Source organism: Terriglobales bacterium, assembly GCA_035573675.1.
Taxonomy (GTDB): Bacteria; Acidobacteriota; Terriglobia; order Terriglobales; family Acidobacteriaceae; genus DATMAB01.
The window spans coordinates 14,757-32,520 of sequence record DATMAB010000025.1 but is presented as its reverse complement, the minus strand read 5'-3'; the positions used below and the strand labels follow the sequence as shown (position 1 = coordinate 32,520).

Annotated in this window: 11 protein-coding genes; 1 reads left to right on the top strand and 10 read right to left on the bottom strand. The window is 64.8% G+C overall.

The window, feature by feature from the left end; all coding sequences use genetic code 11:
* Positions 1 to 351: 351 nt before the first annotated feature.
* The 8 genes from VNK82_11175 to VNK82_11140 form a co-directional block, all read right to left on the bottom strand.
* On the bottom strand, positions 352 to 3,771 hold the full coding sequence (locus VNK82_11175) for a protein kinase (GenBank protein ID HXE91515.1): 3,420 nt from the start codon (positions 3,769 to 3,771) through the stop codon (positions 352 to 354).
* A gap of 105 nt (positions 3,772 to 3,876) precedes the next feature.
* Entirely contained in the window at positions 3,877 to 5,025 is a 1,149-nt protein-coding gene (alr, locus tag VNK82_11170; GenBank protein ID HXE91514.1) for an alanine racemase, read from the bottom strand.
* A 112-nt stretch (positions 5,026 to 5,137) separates the two neighbouring features.
* Entirely contained in the window at positions 5,138 to 6,493 is a 1,356-nt protein-coding gene (gene dnaB / locus VNK82_11165; protein ID HXE91513.1) for a replicative DNA helicase, read from the bottom strand.
* A gap of 485 nt (positions 6,494 to 6,978) precedes the next feature.
* The gene (gene rpoD / locus VNK82_11160; protein HXE91512.1) at positions 6,979 to 8,685 is read right to left on the bottom strand and encodes an RNA polymerase sigma factor RpoD; all 1,707 of its coding nucleotides are present in this window, start codon (positions 8,683 to 8,685) and stop codon (positions 6,979 to 6,981) included.
* Between the two features lie 266 nt (positions 8,686 to 8,951).
* Complete coding sequence (dnaG, locus tag VNK82_11155) at positions 8,952 to 10,760, bottom strand: DNA primase (GenBank protein HXE91511.1); 1,809 nt, start codon at positions 10,758 to 10,760, stop codon at positions 8,952 to 8,954.
* Positions 10,761 to 10,853: 93 nt separating this feature from the next.
* Positions 10,854 to 11,225 (bottom strand): type II toxin-antitoxin system PemK/MazF family toxin, encoded by a 372-nt coding sequence (locus VNK82_11150; protein ID HXE91510.1) that lies wholly within the window; start codon positions 11,223 to 11,225, stop codon positions 10,854 to 10,856.
* Positions 11,226 to 11,227: 2 nt separating this feature from the next.
* Positions 11,228 to 11,503, bottom strand: coding sequence for a hypothetical protein (locus VNK82_11145; GenBank protein HXE91509.1), 276 nt, complete (start codon positions 11,501 to 11,503; stop codon positions 11,228 to 11,230).
* Positions 11,504 to 11,577: 74 nt separating this feature from the next.
* Positions 11,578 to 12,057, bottom strand: coding sequence for a DinB family protein (locus VNK82_11140; GenBank protein HXE91508.1), 480 nt, complete (start codon positions 12,055 to 12,057; stop codon positions 11,578 to 11,580).
* Between the two features lie 125 nt (positions 12,058 to 12,182).
* Between VNK82_11140 and VNK82_11135 the strand changes: the two genes are divergently transcribed.
* Positions 12,183 to 13,310, top strand: a complete 1,128-nt coding sequence (locus VNK82_11135; protein HXE91507.1) for an aminotransferase class V-fold PLP-dependent enzyme — start codon at positions 12,183 to 12,185, stop codon at positions 13,308 to 13,310.
* 178 nt (positions 13,311 to 13,488) lie between these two features.
* Here the strand turns inward: VNK82_11135 and VNK82_11130 are convergent, their stop codons facing one another.
* On the bottom strand, positions 13,489 to 15,918 hold the full coding sequence (locus tag VNK82_11130) for an endonuclease MutS2 (protein HXE91506.1): 2,430 nt from the start codon (positions 15,916 to 15,918) through the stop codon (positions 13,489 to 13,491).
* A 30-nt stretch (positions 15,919 to 15,948) separates the two neighbouring features.
* On the bottom strand, positions 15,949 to 17,739 hold the full coding sequence (locus VNK82_11125) for an ATP-binding protein (protein ID HXE91505.1): 1,791 nt from the start codon (positions 17,737 to 17,739) through the stop codon (positions 15,949 to 15,951).
* Positions 17,740 to 17,764: the final 25 nt, after the last annotated feature.

Genomic DNA, 17,764 nt, shown 5'->3' with positions numbered 1-17,764 from the left:
CGCTTACCTTTCGCTTTTGGCTTGCGCTTTGCCGTGGAGGCCGCCGGGGGCCACGGCCAATGAAACGTGATCTTTTTGCCTCTGTCCACGGTGACGATTCGCGCCGTCTTGTCTGGGAAAGTGACCAGAACGTCGAAGGGACACGCCTGCGCCGTATCCTCAAGTTCGGCAGCATCGCCAGCTGCACCCACAGGGTTCGGGTTGCCGCCGTGGGGTCTCCACGCGGGTCTTACGCCCGGACATCGGAAGCTCACGTTGCAGCTACCGCCGCCGATCTCTCCTGTCCCACCTGGCATAAAGCACTCTCCTTGGCTCGCTGAGATTTACTAAGAGGCCGGTAATGATAACGGTTCAGGAGGCGCGCCGGAGGGGCGGCTCCTCGAGGATCGCGCGGACATCGCGGCGGGAAGCGAAGCCCTGGCGGTCGGCGGGATCCAACTCGCGCTGCAACTGCAGAATAGCCTCCCGGGCGCGCTGCCGAGCCGCACCAGCCTGCTCCTTTTGGCCCAGATTTGCAAGCGCCTGGGCCTGCAAGAACCAGGCTCGGGCCTGCCATTCGCCGCCCAGGTCAGCCTGCGCAGAAAGGAGCGGGTTCAGGACTTCCAGCGCCATTTTGGCTTCATGACGCAAGAGGTGCACTTGAGCCAGGTTGAGCGTGGCGCGTGCGATGGTGTGGTAGTGCTGGAGGCGGCGCGCGCCCTGCAAGGCGGCGCGACATTCCGCCAGGCCGCGATCTGCGGTGCCTTCTTCGGCAAGAAGCAATCCCAGATTCGACCGTGCTTCGATGGAAGCCTCAGAAACGCTGGGCTCCTTCCAGAGGACTGCGCCCTTTTGCCAGTAGGAGCGCGCGCGACCACGGTCGCCGAGTTCGAGATGCAGTTCGCCCAGTGCCGCATAGGCGTCCGGAAGGAGCTCGCCGTACCCGCCCTTCAGGGCCGCTTGCAGCGCCTCCTCCAACAGCGAACGAGCGCGCGCGGTGTCGCCCAAACGCAGATAGATCCAGCCGCTCAGGAGTTCCACGTTGGGGACCTGAAAGGGGTGCTTCGCCTCCCGAGCCTGTGCCAGGGCGGCATCGGCGGCCAGGCGAGCCAGCTGATAGCGATTCTGGTAAAAGAATGCGCTCGCCTGGAAGTAAGTGGCCTGAGTGACCTGGGGGCCGGCCTGCACCTTCTGGAAAAGATCGCGGGCCTGTTGAAGCGACTGGTTGGCCTGCTGGAAGGAGCCGGCGTTCAGGCTGTGCGTGCCGAGATTCCTCAAGCTGAGCGCCTCCCAATAGGTTTCGCCCATGGTCCGAAACAGGGAAAGCGCCTCCTGCGCGTAACGCGCACCGCGCTCGGGGTCGGGACCGGACTGCATGAGGAGAGCGCCGAAGTTGGCGAGAAGCTGAGCGCGCTGGCGGAGTGCCGGCACGTCGCGGTACTCGCCATAACGCCGCCATTGCGCGAGACTCTGCTCGAAGTAGTCCCTGGCTTTGGCAAGGTCACCCTGGTTCCAGTAGGTGACGCCGATGTTCATGAGGGTTTGAGCCTGAAACCGATTGTTGCGCACCTCGGCGCCGGTTTCGATAACGGGAAGATAGTGGCGGCGGGCTTCCTCCAGTTTTCCCTGTGAAGCCAGGACGTCGCCGAGGAACTTTTCCGTGGCCAACAAGGAGGCCTCATAGCCCAGCGACTGCGCCACGCGGGAGGCGTCCTGCGCAGTCTCCCAGGCCTTGGCGGCATCTCCCTTGACCCGGTAGATCTCGCCGAGATTGAGCAAAGCGTCTACTTCACCTTCGCGATTGTTGATCGCACGGCAGAGTTCGACGGCGCGCTGGCCGTGCTCGACCGCCCTGGCCAGGTCGCCGGTACGGGTGTAGAGCCAGCTCAATCTCTGGTGCACGACCACGTAATTGGGATCGAGCCGGAGCGCTTCCAGGTAGCGCGAGATGGCAGCCGCGTAGCGCACCTGGTTGATGTGCACCGCGGCGAGGCCGGCGAGCGCATCAGGATCATCGGGGTAGAGGCGGATGAGTTCCTGGTACTTCTGTTCCGCCAGCGAGTAGTCGTAGTTGCGCTCGGCCAGGTTGGCCTGGATGAGCAACGCATCCACGACGGGGGTCTCGCCCCGGATCAACTGGCTGGCTTTTTCCGCAGGCTCGCGGGCACGGTCGTCGTAGCCGAGCGCCCCGTACACCTGGCTCATGCGGGCGTAGGCGAGGGCGAAGTCCGGGTCCTCATCAATGGCGCGCTGCAGGAAGCCGAGGGCGCGTGCAGTGTTGCCCTGGGCGAGGGCGTTCTTGGCCTCGGTGTAGTTGAAGGCGGCGGTGACGGTGCGCGGACGTCCGGTGGGAGGCCGGGCTTCGTAGGTTTGTCCGGGGCCGACGCGTTTGAAGTAGTCCTGGATGCTGTCCGCAAGCTCATCCTGCATGGCGTAGAAGGTCTCCTCGGGTGAACCGGAGAGGGCGCGCTCGGCTTTGGCGGCGGCCACGGTCTCGCCGGTGCGCACGTCACGAAATTCAGCGGAGAGGCGCAGCATGTTGCCGGCGGCGAACATGGAGGGCACGACGACATAACGGGAGCCGGAATAATCGGCCACGGTCTTGATGGCTTCGGGCTGATAGATATCCTTGCCGCCGGCCTCGAAGCCACGGCTCAGTTCCAACAGACGCTCATAGGGCAGCACCTGGACGTTGGGCGAACCAGTGAGGTCGAGCACCAGCATGTGGGTGAGGGTCATGCGGAAGCGCTCGAGCGCGGCGTTGCCGGTCTGGTTGCTGAAGGGCAGCACCGCGACGCGGATGCGCTCGGGAGGCACGGGCGGCCTGCGGAACTGCCAGGCCACGACGCCTACCACCACCGCCGCCAGCACGATCGCCGCCACCTTCAGGAACCGGGTGCGCAACTGGATGGTGATGCCGGCGGGCACGACCGGCAGAGTGGCGCCCTGCTCGATGGCGCGCAATTCGGTCAGGGCTTCGCGCGCGGAGCTCAGCCGGGCGTCGGGGTCCTTGGCCAGCATGCGCTTGATGAGGGCCTCTAGGGCCGCCGGCACGCGCACGCTGTGGGTGGTGACGGATTCCTCTCCCAGGATCTGCCCGTCTCCCACTACCAGCTTGCGGGTAAGGAAGGGATGGCGGCGGTGGAGCATCTCGAAGAAGACCACGCCGAGAGAAAAAATATCGGTGCGCGGCCCGGGGTCGGATTCCAGAAGCAGCTCCGGCGCCATGTAGCCGGGCGTGCCCGCCAGGTTCGAGGTGTGACTGGTGAGCTGGGAGCTATCGAGGGTCTCCTCGGAGAGCAGTTGGCGGCGCGCCAGCCCGAAGTCGAGCACCTTCACCTCGCCGGTCGGGGTGAGCATGATATTTTCCGGCTTGATGTCACGGTGGATGATGCCCTTCTCGTGGGCGGCCACCAGGGCCTCCAGGCACTGTTCGGCGATACGGTAGAACTCGGACAGCGGTATGGACTCCCGCAGCCGGCGGCGCAGGGTAACGCCCTCGACGTACTCCATGACCAGGAAGACCTGGTCGCCCTTCTCGACGACGTCATAGATGGAGGCTATCGAACCGCAGTTCAGGGCGGAGGCGCGCTCGGCCTCGCTGAGGAAACGGCGGCGATAGTGGGGATCGGCGCGCAAACGCGCGGCCAGGCGCTTGAGGGCGACGGGGCGCTTCAGAGTGGGGTCCTCGGCGCGATAGACCTCGCCCATACCGCCGACACCCAGGCGCTCCCGCACCAGGTAGCGGCCTACGGTCGAGCCTGCCAGGTCTTCGCTGGAGTGAAGGTCCACCGGTTTTCTCTGTGGGGCCACCATGGAGGCCAGCACACGGCAGGTCGCGTGCCCCCGAATGTCGTCATCGTACTCCCCGTCTCGCCGGGAAACAATCGCTGGAGGCTATTTCCGATAGCGGCGCGGCACGCGCTTGGAGATGGCACAGAGGATCTCGTAGGGCACGGTGGCGGCAATGGCGGCGTGTTCGTGGGGGCTGACGGAGAGCCCGCCATTGCGGCCCAGCAGGACGACTTCGTCGCCAACGGCAGCGCCGGGAATGTGGGTGACGTCAATCAGAGTGATATCCATCGAGATGTTGCCGACGATACGGGCGTACTGGCCGCGGACGACAACCCGGCCGCGGTTGGAGAGCTGGCGGTTGAGGCCATCGGCGTAGCCCACCGGAAGCACGGCGATGCGGGATGGTCCCGGCGTCACATAAGTGCCGCCATAGCCCAGGGCCTGGCCGGCCAGAACATCACGCAGGGTGAGGATGCGCGTCTTCCAGGAGAGGACCGGCTCCGGCGCGAAGGGCAGGGGGGAATCCGCGGCCTTGCCATCGGGGCAGCGAAACTTGAGGAAGTAGCCATAAAGACAGAGGCCCGGGCGAACCATGGTCTTCCAGGCGGCCCGGCGGAGAGCTACAGCGGCGCTGTTGGCCATGTGCACGTACCTGGGCGAACATCCGCGCCCGGCCAGCGCCTGCAGAACCTGGTCGAAACGGCGGCTTTGCAGCTCGACGTCGGCGGCGCCGACCACTTCCGAGGATGCCAGGTGCGTGGCCACACCCTCGAGCGTGAGACGAGGAAAGGACTTGAGCAGTTCGACCATGCCTTCGGAGCCTTCCCAGGCGATGCCGAGGCGGGTCATGCCGGTATCCACCTTGAGGTGGACGGGAATCGCTTTGCCCTTGGGGTTGAACTTGAGGGCGGCGCGATCGAGCAGCTCGAGATGGAAGGGCTCCCAGACCGCGGGGGTGAGGTCGTAGCGCAGAACATCTTCCTCCTCGCCCTGCCAGAAGCCGGTCATCAGGAGGATGCGGGCCTTGACGCCCGCCTGGCGAAGCTCGACGCCTTCGCCGGTGGAGGTGACGCCGAACCAGGTGGCGCCTTCGGATTCCAGGGCTTCCGCGCACTCGACGGCGCCGTGGCCGTAGGCATCGGCCTTGAGAACAGCGCAGACCGTGGCCGGCGCGACGTAGTCGCGCACCGCGCAGTAATTGTGCCGCAGCGCGGGAAGCGAGACTTCAGCCCAGGTGGGTCGGGACTCCATGAGACGCTAAGTCAGGAGATGCGGAGCGGAGAGAAACGGCTGCCGAGCAGTCTGATTATAACGTTTCCGCGAACCCCGGAGTCGGCGGGCGGAGCCTAGGCAGTGAACAGGGCTAGCCTTCGCTTGCCCGCGATTCAAAGCGGGTGGACTTCTTCAAGAAGACCAGGTTGACCTTCCCGGTGGGGCCGTTGCGTTGCTTGGCGATGATGAGTTCGGCCAGGCCGTCGAGGTCGGGATTGTCGGGCTTATAGACCTCTTCGCGGAAGATGAACATGACGACGTCGGCATCCTGCTCGATGGAGCCCGACTCGCGCAGGTCGGAAAGCTGCGGGCGATGGTCGCCGCCGCGGCTTTCGGGGGCGCGGCTGAGCTGGGAGAGGGCCAGCACGGGCACACGCAGTTCCTTGGCCAGCCCCTTGAGGCCGCGGGAGATGGCCGAGACTTCCTGGGTACGGTTCTCATAGCGACGGCCGGCGCCCGCGGACATGAGCTGCAGGTAATCCACGACGATGAGGTCGAGCCGTCCCTGGGACTGCTGCAGGCGGCGGGCCTTGGCGCGCATCTCGTGCAGGGAGATGCCGGGAGTGTCGTCGATGAAGATGGGCGCCTCGGCCAGGCGGCCCAGCGCGTCGGCCAACTGCTTGAAGTCGTCCCGGCCGAGGAAGCCGGTGCGCAGCTTGTGCGAATCCACGTGGGCTTGCGAACAGAGGAGGCGCAGGAGCAGAGCTTCGCGCGACATCTCCAGCGAGAAGATGCCCACGGCCTTGCCGCCGCGCACGGCGGCATTCTCGGCGATATTGATGGCCAGCGCCGTCTTGCCCATGGAGGGCCGGGCGGCGAGGATGATGAGTTCGGAAGGCTGCAGGCCGCTGGTGAGGCCGTCGAGATCCTCGTAGTAGGTTTCGAGGCCGGTGATGCGCTGGCCGCGCTGGTAGAGGGCGTCGATGGAGCCGAAGGAGTCACGGACAATCTCGGTGATGCCGGAAAAACCGCGGCTGATGCGCTGGTCGGAGAGTTGGAAGATGGCGGTTTCAGCGGCGTCCAGAACCTCTTCGGCGGGATCGGCCTGCTCCAGAGCTCGGGCGATGGCGCTGTTGGCGGCGTGAATGAGGCCGCGCAGCATGGCCTTATCGCGCACGATGCGCACGTGATGCTCGATGGAGGTGCGGCGGGGTACGCCGTCAGTGAGCGAGGAGATGTAGGCGGCGCCGCCCACTGCCTCCAGTTCCTTGCGGCGGGCGAGCTCTTCGCTCAGAGTGACGAGATCAATGGGCCGGCCCGACTCGTTCAGGTCCATCATGCGGGCGTAAATGCGGCGATGCGAATCGAGGGAGAAGTCCTCGGCGCGCAGGACCTCGGCGGCCTGGTTGTAGGCGAAGTTATCCAGCAGGATGGCGCCCAACACCGAGCGTTCGGCGTCGGCGCTGGCCGGGAGACCGCGGTCGAGGCTTTGGTCGAGCGTCGCCATGCAGGGGCGAAGAATTTACGAAACCAATATTACAAGCAAAAAATGCCAAAAGAAACCAGTAACTTCGGATGAAACGCTCTCAAAAGAAGCCCCCTGCGGAAGTCCGGCGATGACAGCCGACAAAAACCCGGCCTGCGCCAGCCGCACAGGCCGGGCTGTCTGGTGCGAAGCCCTCGGCCGTTCCCTATCGAACCGGGCCGGGGACGCGCTGCTCAGTGAGTACGCGCCGTAATGCTACGCACGCTGTCGTTGCGCCCACGATGCCTCGCAGGGAACGCTGGAGGCAAGAGCCAACGGCGCCGACGGTGTGAAGAAACTGTGAAGTTCACGGGTTTGCTGTGGAAGAGAGAGGAAAAGTGCCCCCCACCCTTGCGAGCTCGAACAGCAAACGCAAGATCCTTCGAGTCGCGCCGCGACCGCGCCAAGGAGAAGCACGGCAGAAAAGCAGTCGCGGCGCTCGCTCAGGATGACAATCTCATAGGCAGTTATTCCTGGACGCCGTCCATGAAAGCGCGCAGCTTGCGGGAGCGCGAGGGATGGCGAAGCTTGCGCAGGGCTTTGGCCTCGATCTGGCGGATGCGCTCGCGGGTGACGGCGAAGGACTGGCCGACTTCCTCGAGGGTGTGTTCGGAGCCATCCTCAAGTCCGAAGCGCATCTTGATGACCTTCTCCTCGCGGGGAGTCAGGGTGCGCAGCACCTGGGCGGTCTGCTCCTTGAGATTGACGTTAATCACAGCCTCGGCGGGCGAAATGACGGCACGGTCCTCGATGAAGTCGCCAAGGTGCGAATCCTCTTCCTCGCCGATGGGGGTCTCGAGCGAGATGGGCTCCTGGGCGATCTTGAGCACCTTGCGCACCTTGGCTACAGGGATATCCATGCGCTTGGCGATCTCTTCCGAGGTGGGTTCGCGGCCGAGCTCCTGCACCAGTTGCCGGGAGGTGCGGATGAGCTTGTTGATGGTCTCGATCATGTGCACCGGGATGCGGATGGTGCGGGCCTGGTCGGCGATGGCGCGGGTGATCGCCTGGCGAATCCACCAGGTGGCGTAGGTCGAGAACTTGTAGCCGCGGCGGTATTCGAACTTGTCCACGGCCTTCATCAGGCCGATGTTGCCTTCCTGGATGAGGTCGAGGAACTGCAAGCCGCGGTTGGTGTACTTCTTGGCGATGGAGACGACCAGGCGCAGGTTGGCCTCGATGAGCTCGCGCTTGGCCTGCTCGGCGTCCATTTCGCCCTGGATGATCTCGCGCTGGGTGCGGCGCAGCTCGTGGAAGGTGACGCCGGCTTCCAGCTCGAGACGCTCCAGATCGCTGCGGCTCTGTCGCTGGGTGCGTCGGTATTCCTTCTTGAGTTCCTCGCTGCGGGTGGCGTCGATCTTCTTTTCCAGGCTGGAAACCTGGCGATCGAGCGAGCGCATGACGTCCACGGTCTTGTTGACGCGCTCGATGAGCCGCTTGCGCTCCTGGTTGGTGAAGCCGAAGTGGCGGATGATGAGCGAGATCAGGACGATCTCGCGGGCCAGCTTGCCACGCACCCGCACGTAAAGCCGCGGCTTCTTCTTGAAGGAAACTTTCTGCAGCCGCTCATAGAGCTGCTGAGCGCGCTTGTAGTGCTTTTGCAGGTCCTCCACTTGGCGCAGCACGGCCTTGATGCGGTTGAGCAGGATCTCCTCAGTGATCTCCTCTTCGTCGGCGAAGGTGACGATCTCCTTGATGCTGCGCACGCCCTTGCGCAGGTCCTCCCCGATGGAGAGGACTTCGCGGATGACGATGGGAGAGCGGGAAAGGGCCTTGAGCACGCGGAGCTGGCCGCGCTCGATGCGCTTGGCGATCTCCACCTCGCCTTCACGGGTGAGCAGGGGGACGGTGCCCATCTCGCGCAGGTACATGCGCACCGGATCGTTGGTCTTTTCCAGCGCGCCCGGAGTGAGATCGAGCTCGACGTCCTCGCCGCCTTCCAGCTCCTGCTCGAACTTCTTCTCCAGCTCCGAGCTGGGGAGCTTGGGCTGGTCGAGCACGTCGATGCCCTGCGTACCGATGGTAGTGAGCAGGTCGTCGAGGTCCTCAGGCGAATGGACGTCGTGGGGGATCAGGTCGTTGACCTCACTGTAGGTGAGGTAGCCCTTCTCCTTGCCAGCGTCGATCAGCTTCTTGATATCGTCGAACTTGTCGTCGAGAGCCAAAGCAGTCAATCCTCATTCCGTGCCCGGCGACACCCGTGCCGGGGCACAGCGGTTACCAAGGAACTGCCGGGAAGATGGAGTCGCCGCGGAGAAAACACGAAACCCAATCATGTTAGCACAAAACTGAACGCGCCTACTACGCGCCCTCCTGCCGCCTCTTCTGGGGATACGGGGCAACCGCCTTGGTCTTACACCATTAGACGCGCCAGAAGGTGGTTTAGATTCCTTCAAGTGACAGAAAAAGGGGGTGTTAGCCCTGGTTTTGATACGCCGTGTCAGTGGGTGGCGAGGACGCGGTCGATATCCACTTTTTCCTGAAGCAAGCGGCTAAGCGTGGCGGAGTCGCTGCGGCGCTCGGCCTCGGCGATCTCAGCCTTGAGCTGGCGTCGGCGGCGCTCCAGGTGGCGGCGGCGGAGGGCCTCGATGGCCCCCTCCAGAAGCTCGGGCGTCAGTTCCTCGCGCTCGTCCATCAGGATGGCGGCCAGCAGGCTGCGATCGGAATCGGAGAGCGGGAGAGCCAGGGCGTCGGCGTCCTCTTCCTTCTGCAGCAACAACTCCAGCAGGGATTCGGAGGCCAGACCTTCATGCAGGCCCTCGGTTGAAAGCGCAAAGCGCGCCTGGCGCGCGGGATCAAGCTGCTCGGCAGGCTCAGAAACAGGGTTACCGCCGGGCTCGACGGGAAGTTGGCCGCCGGAAGCAAGGGCGCGGATGAGGATGCGCTCGGCATCGGTGACCTGCGGCTCGGCCGCGGGACGCACCGTGGCGGTGCGGGTGGCGGCCGCGTGGCGAAGTTCCTCGCGCAGGACAGCGGAATCTATGCCCAGCTTCTGGGCGATCTCCTGCGCCAGCTCGTCGCGAGCGATGCGGCTGGGGACGCGGTGAATGTGCGGCAGCAAAAAGGTCACGGCCTGCACCTTGCCTTCCGGCGTGCGGACGGGGAATGAGGCACGGGCGCGCTCGATCAGGTAGTCGAAATATTTCTGCGACTCACGCAGGGCGCGAGCGTAAGCCTCGCGGCCACGGCGGCGGAGGAACAGGTCGGGATCGAGACCAGGCTCAAGGGTCAAAACTTTGACGTGGAAGTCTTCGGCGACCAGCAGGGCGAGTGAACGCTCGGCGGCTGCAGCGCCGGCGGTATCGGGATCGAAATTGACCACCAGGTTGCGGGTGAAACGGGCCAGCAACCGGACCTGCGCTTCCGTAAAAGCCGTACCGGAACTGGCGATGACGTTGTGGAAGCCGGCGGCGTCGACGGCGATGCAATCCATCTGGCCTTCGACCAGGATGGCGTAGTCGAGTTTGCGGATGGCCTCGCGGGCGCGGTCGAGGTTGAACAGCACGCGCGATTTGGAATAGATGGGCGTTTCCGGCGAGTTGAGATACTTGGGTCCGGAGCGCTCGTCGGTAGCCAGCGTACGACCGGTGAAGGCGACGATCTTCCCGGCTTCGTTGGCGATGGGAAACATCACACGGTTGCGGAAACGCGAGTACATCACGGGCGACGCCCCTTCCGATTTCCACGCGAACAGGCCGGAGGCGCGCAGGGCTTCCTCATCGGAAACGCCTTTGAAATAGTCGCGCAGGAGGAAGCCGGAATCGGGGGCGAAACCGATACGGAAGGCGCGGATGGTCTCCTCGGTCAGCCCGCGGCCAGCCAGATATTCACGCGCGGCGGTCCCTTCGGGACGGCGGAGCTGATCTTGAAAGAACGCGCAGGCGCGGTCGTGGAGGTCGAGCAGGGTGGCGCGCAGCTTGGCGTCGCGGGCTTCGCCCGGCCCGCTGAAGGAAGCTTTGGGCAGGGGAACGCCGGCCTTCTGCGCTACGGCGCGCACGGCCTCCGGGAAGGTAATGTTCTCCACCTTCTGCACGAAGCTGAAAACGTCGCCGGAGGCGCCGCAGCCGAAGCAATGGTAGAACTGGCGCGTGGCGTGGACGGAGAACGAGGGTGTCTTCTCCTTATGAAAGGGGCAGAGGCCGGTGTAGTTCTGCGCCCCGGATTTCTTGAGCTTCACGTACTCGCCGACGACGCGAACGATATCCGCCTGCTGCTTGACGGTGTCGGCGAGGGAGCCGGGGTTAGGCATGGGCTGCTGTTTCTGACCGCGGATCGACGCGGATGCACACGGTTGCGAAACGCATTCTAGCCAAGCGTGCTGTGGATAACAGCACCCCGGTCGCTAGTAACCGACCGACGGAAACCCTAGGGCAAGCTGCACACCGGCGGCGATTTCCCTTAAACGATTCTCGCCCAACCTGCGCAGAGCGGAGCGAGGCTCGACGAGCCACGCCTTCGGAACGCAACTGATGTCTTCCGCTCGGGCGGTGGAAAGCTCGCTCAGGCCGGTCTCTCCTGGGGGTAACTCGACGTGGCTGGGAGCACGCGCGGGCGTCGTAGACAGTGGTACTACGAGCACGGTGCTGGCATGCGGATTGCGATTGCGCGCATCGAGGGAAATCACCACGACCGGACGCCGCCCTTTTTCGGGCGGATCGGTGTGCAACTGAACAAACCAGATCTCGCCGCGCGCAGGCGTTCGCAAGAAGGGCATGCTCAGTCCTCGTCCTGCACGAGAGCGCTCCCGGCGAACTCACCCCAGGCTTTCTGCTCGGCGGCTTCCTCTTCCGAAAGCGAGTCATAGTAGGCCGCAGTAGCGGCTTCAAGTTGAATGCGCCGCTCCTGCTCGCGGAGCTGCGCGACCGTAAGGTCGAGAGCTTCAGCCATGCTGGCGGCTTGTCCCCCCTTGACCAAAGACTGCAGGTAGGCGAAGGTCTCCGGCGCCACGGTCGTGGAAACCTTCGGCCGCGTTGCCTTAGCCCGAGCACTCATATGCTTGCAGCATTGTAAGGGGGTGAATGTCCCCCTGTCAATAGACTGTTGTCTTCTTCTTGGGAGATACGAATCTACTTACCCGCCTCTCGCTTCAAGCGTTCAATCTGGGCCAGGTGGTTAGGGTCGTGGCCAGCCATCATGCCGAGAAGCTCGGCCAGCGTGACCTTGCCGCCGCGCTCGGGATGAAAGGCGCCCTTCTCCAGGTCGGCGGGGCGGAGCCGGCGCAGCAGGCGGAGGTTGGCCCGGCGGGCGGCCTGGTAGGCGTCCAGCAGTTCCGCCGGGGTGGCCTCCAGATAGCCCAGGTTGCGAGCCCAATCGTCCTGATCAACGGGCGCGATGACGGGCTCTTTGTCCGCGATCATCTGGCGCATACGGTAGCCATAGAGCACTTCGATGTCGGCCAGGTGGCCGAGAATCTCCAGAATGCACCACTTGCCGGGTGCGGGCTTAAAGCGCAGGGTGGCGTCGTCAAGGCCGGCCACGGCAGCTGCGATGAGGGAGGGGCCGCGCTCGACAGCGGCCAGCTTTTCGTCCAGTTCCTGTTGGGTCATGTTGCCTTCCCACGGCGTCCGATGGGATGCCGCTGACATCTTATAGGCTCCCGCCGCAGACATGCGATGCCAACCGGCCGATGGGGCTTGACGCAGACCCGGGAAGCCGCAACAGTGGAGGCGCCATGAAAATCGAGACACAAGCAGTGCATGCCGGACGCAAGATCGAATCGCAGTTCCGGGCGGTGGCCACTCCTATCTATCTCTCGACCGTGTACGAGCGCGGTGAGGACGGCGGCAGGCTGAGCGGTTACCTGTACGCACGGGACGAGAACCCCAACCGGCAAGCGCTGGAAGAGTGCCTGGCAGCGCTGGAAGGAGGCGCGGACGCGGCGGCCTTCTCCTCCGGGCAGGCCGCGAGCATGGCGGTGCTGCAGAGCCTGCGGCCGGGCGATCATGTGATCGCGCCGCAGGATGTCTTTTACGAAACCGGGCTCTTCCTGCGGGGCACCTTCAAGGATTGGGGCCTGGAGTCCTCGTTCGTGGATATGACCGACGCGGAGCAGATCCGCAAGGCGTTGCGGCCCAACACGCGACTGGTTTGGATCGAGACGCCGTCCAACCCGCTGCTGTGCATAACGGATATCGAAGCGGCGGCCAGCATCGCGCATGAGGCGGGAGCGGTTGTGGTGTGCGACAGCACGCTGGCGTCGCCGGTTTTGCAGAATCCACTGGCATTCGGTGTCGACCTGGTCTTGCATTCGACGACGAAGTACCTTGGCGGCCACAGCGACTTGACCGGCGGAGCGATTGTGGCACACGAGGCAGGGCACCCGCTGTTCGCCGCCGTGCGCAAGATGCAACAGAGCGGCGGCGGAGTGCCCTCGGCGTTCGACTGCTGGCTGCTGCTGCGCAGCATCCAGACGCTGCCCTATCGAGTCCGCGCCCAGGCGCAGAGTGCGCTGCGGATCGCCGAGTTCCTGGAGAAGCAGCCGGCAGTAGAGCGGGTGCGTTATCCGGGATTGAAGAGCCATCCCGGACACGCCATCGCGGCCAAACAGATGAAGGGCGGGTTCGGCGGGCTGGTCTCGGTGCAGATCAAGGGCGGGGCCAAAGAGGCGCTGGCGTTCGCAGCGCGGTTGAAACTGATTACGCGCGCCACCAGCCTGGGCGGCGTGCATTCCAACGTGGACCACCGCAAGAGCGTCGAGCCGCCGGACAGCAAGACCCCGGCGAACCTCTTGCGGTTCTCGATGGGGCTGGAGCACGTGGATGATCTGCTGGCGGATGTGGAGGGGGCGTTGAGGGGTTAGGACGATTTCGCGGGCAAGGTGCCCGCGCGACAGCCGGCGAAGCGCCCGGCGCCACGTTTGTCGCGCTTGAAGCCGCGAAGAGCGCGACAGGAGCCCTTTGGCGCTGCGTCATTGCAGCAGCAAAGGATCGGTCAGCGCTCGAAGGTCAACGGCACTGTACTGCGAACGCAAGGCGTATCTACACTCGTAACTCCACGACGGTCGCACCTGCCCCACCCTCGTTCTGCGGGGGTTCGGCGATGGAAGCCACGTGCGGGTGCTGCTCGAGGTACTTGCGCAAGGCCTTGCGCAGGACGCCCATACCGCTACCGTGCACGATGCGCACGCGCGGAAGGCCGGCGAGAAAAGCGCGGTCGAGGAACTTTTCTACGCGGCGGGTGGCTTCGTCCACGGTCTCGCCGATGACGTTGAGTTCAGTCGGCGTTCCGGCATCTTCCTCGGAGAGCGAGACGGCGATGCCGCGGGCGCGCGCGGCTTTGACGGGCGATTCGGCAGCGCGGGCGGCGACTTCGGCAATGTCGCTGCGCGGGATGCGCATCTTCATGGCCCCGACCTCGATCTCGAACGTGTCGGAGTCGAGCTGGCGGCGGACGATGCCCGAGCGGCCGAGCGACTTGAGCTTGACGGTATCGCCCTCGGCGACGTTGCGGACCAGCGCCGGCTGGGCGTGCGGGTCGCCGCGGTCGGCGCCGGTGGAGTGGGCGACCACGGCGGAATCGAACTGCTCGCGGAACTCGCGGCGCAGGCGGGCGAGGCGGCGGTCGGCGTCTTTCGAGAGCTTGACCGAAGCGGCGCGGTCCTGGACAGCGGAGAGGGTCTCGCGGATTCGGTATTCGAAATCGCGCAGCAGTCCTTCCAGCTTTTTCTCCAGCTCGCGGACCCTGGCGCGCTGCTCGTCCATGCCACGAGCGGCCAGGCGCGAGCGCTCGCGGGCGACTTCTTCCTCCTGGCGGGCGAGGCGAGCGCGTTCTTCTTCCGCCTGACGCAGTTCTTCGTGGAGGCGGTCAAGAAAGCGGGCGACGTCCTGGGCGTCCGAGCCGAGGCGGGCGCGGGCGGCAGCAATGATCTCCGCGTTCAGACCGAGGCGCTGCGCAATGTTGATGCCGGCGGAAGCACCGGGCACGCCGAGACGCAGCTCGTAGGTGGGACGCAGCGTCTTTTCGTCGAAGCCGACGGCGGCGTTGAGCACGCCCTCCGTGTTCGCAGCATAGACCTTGAGCGAGGTGTGGTGGGTGGAAACGACGCACAGCGCTCCCAGGCGACGGAAGTGGTCGGCGATGGCGACGGCGAGGGCGGCGCCTTCCTGCGGGTCGGTGGCGGAGCCGAGTTCGTCGAGCAGCACCAACGAGTGCGGCGTGGCGGTGCGCGAGATGAACTCGATGTTGGTCACATGAGCGGAGAAGGTCGAAAGATTCTGCTCGATGGACTGGTAGTCGCCAATGTCGGCCAGCACGGCGTCGAAGACAGGAAATTCAGCGTCTGTCGCGGGCACAGGGATGCCCGCCTGTGCCATCAACGCAAGGAGTCCGATTGTCTTCAGGGCGACGGTCTTGCCGCCGGTGTTGGGGCCGCTGATGACGAGCTGACGATGGTCCTCGCCGAGTCGCAGGCTGATGGGCACGACCTGAGCGTCGTGCAGCCGCAAGCTGCGCTCGAGCACCGGGTGCCGGGCCTGTTCCAGGATCAGGCTGCCTGTGCCGAAGCGGACCGGAACACAGTGGTACTCCGCGGCAAAGCGAGCCTTGATGAATTGCAGTTCGAGTTCGGCCAGCACCTCCGCGGCGGCAGAGATGGCCACAGCCTGGGCGGCGATGCGCCGGCTCATCTCCAGCAGGATGCGCCGGACCTCGGCCTGTTCTTCCTCCAGCAGGCGGACCAGTTCGTTGTTCTGCTCGATGGTCTCGAGCGGCTCGATGAAGACGGTCTGGCCGCTGGAACTTGCGCCGTGCACCACGCCGGAAACCCTGCGCTTCTGCTCCACGCGGACCGGGATGACAAAGCGCTCCCCGCGAATGGTGACGAGTTCCTCCTGCAAGGCGCCGCCTTCGGCCAGCCGGCGCAGGTAGACGCGGAGAGAATCCTGGATGTGGCGCTTCTGTTTTTCGACCTCGCGGCGGATACGGGCCAGGTCGGGCGAAGCACGGTCATCGAGGGTGCCGTCCGGGAGAATCTTGCTCTTGAAGAAACGAAGGAAGTCGCCGAAGTCGGCGATGCCGGCCGATAACACTGCGACTTCATCCCATGCGCCTTCGAGGGCGGCCGGCGGATGAAGCGCCAGGTCACGCCATTGCGCAGCGCGATCGGCGAGCGTGACGACGGAGACGATCTCGGCCGGTTCAAGGGCTACGCCTTCGATGCGGGCGCGCTCGAGCTGCGGTTCCGGATCCGTGAGGCCGGAGAAATCGAAGCGACCCCCTGCATGCAGGAACTGCCGAATCTCGGCGGTGAGATGCTGCTGGCGCTCGATCCAGGCAGGGTCCGAGGCCGGCGCGAGGGTTTCCAACCGCCGGCGGCCCAGGGAAGACGCGGCGTAGGCGAGCAGAATCTCGCGCAGCGAGTCAAATTCGAGGACGCGGGCGCTGGTATGGAGGATCGGCGCAGGGGGCATGGCGGCCGGCTTCATGGTATCGCAGCCGCGTCAGTGGGTGACGGGAGCGCGGTTCGCGGCACCGGCCGCGGCGGCCGGAGGCGGAGCAACGTCCGGCGCAGCGGGCAGTCGAACGATGAACGTAGCTCCGCCTTGGGGACGGTTGGCGCAGACGATCTGGCCGCCATGCTCGGCCACGATGCCGTAGGCGGCGCTCAGGCCGAGGCCGGTTCCCTTTCCCACAGGCTTGGTGGTGTAGAAGGGGTCGAAGACGCGCTGGGGATCCGCGACTCCGGGACCGGCATCGCTGAATTCCATCACGACGTCCTTGCCGTCGCGGGAGGTGCGGATGGTAAGCGGTCCTCCGCCGCCGGCTGCCATGGCGTCCGCAGCGTTATTGATGAGGTGGGAAAACACCTGAAAGAGGTGGCTCTCATCGGCCATCACCGCGGGAAGCTCGGACTTGAGATGCATCTCGAGGACGATGTTCTGCTTGGCGAGCTGAGACTGGCGCATCTTGACGGCGCTGGCGATGGCGGCGTTCACGTCCACCCGTTTTTTCTCCGCCGGCGACTGGCGCGCGAAGCTGATGAGGTTGCTGACCAGCTCGCGGGTGCGGCGGGCCTGGCGGCGGATCTTGTCGGCCAGGCTGCGCTCCTGCTCGCTGAGGGCAGGATTGGATTCGAGCAGATCGGCGTAGCCCAGGATGGCGGTGAGGGGATTGTTGATCTCGTGCGCCGCGCCGGCCACCAACTGGCCCATGGCCGCCAGCTTGGCAGAACGGACCAGCTCGTCCTGCAACATTTTCTGTCGGGCGAGTGATTCTTCGGAGGTGCGCAGCAGGCGCAAGAGCTCACGATCCAGCGTGTGCTGGCGCCAAAAGACCAGCAAGCAGAAAACCACGAAGGCGCCCAGGGAGACCAGGAGGCGGAAATCGCGGACCATTTGGGGCGCGGTGCTGATGAAAACGCTCCAGAAAATCAGCAGGGGGATGGAGAAGACCGCTCCCATCGCCAGCTTGGCCGGCCACATGGCCTGATGGCGCCCCTCTTCTTCCGCGGGAACGCCGGGAGCAAGCTTTTGAGCCAGAAGCCCGATCCAAACGAACCAGGCCATGGAGGCCACCAGCGGGACGTCGTAGAGGCTTCCGGTGTAGTAGGCCTTGGCGTCAATAGCGATGTTGACCCAGTGTGAGCCCAACTCATAGAGCGCCGTGGCACCGAACAGGTGGCCGTAGACGCGCTTCCACATCCCTTGAGTGGTCAGCCAGAGCCAGCCGGCGCCGACCGTGAGGACAAGTTTTTCAACGTCATAGAGCAGATTGAAACTGAAACCGTAAAGGGCTTCGTCGAATTTCACATACTGCCAGGGAATGACGAGGATCAGATAGAGGTAGAGCCACCACAACAGCAGCAGCAGGAAGTCGATATAGCCCAACCGCTGCCGGCTCTGGCTGCCGGGCAGATGAGGACGCACGGCGAGCGCGCCCATCATGGGGACGATGTGCAGGAAAACCACAACATCGGCCACAAAGGGATTGGGCACCTCGGTGCGACGGACAATCTCATACCAGGTCCAAAGCAGCTGGGCGGTAAGCCAGAGGCCGGAACCGAGGGCCATCAGGCTCCAGAAGGCGCGCCGGCGCCCGCGGGTGCCGATGACGTTCAGCAGCATGGCAGCCAGCACGGCGGCCAGCAGCGCGGTCTGCAGAAGGTTGCCGAAGGCGGTGAGCCAGTACTGGCGTTCGAGGTGGCCCCACTTCACGCCCAGAGACACCATGAGGTGGACCAGGATGATGAAGCCGGTGATGGCCAACCAGTACCGTCTGCGGGAGAGGGTCATAACCACACTTGTGCCGATTCTAGCT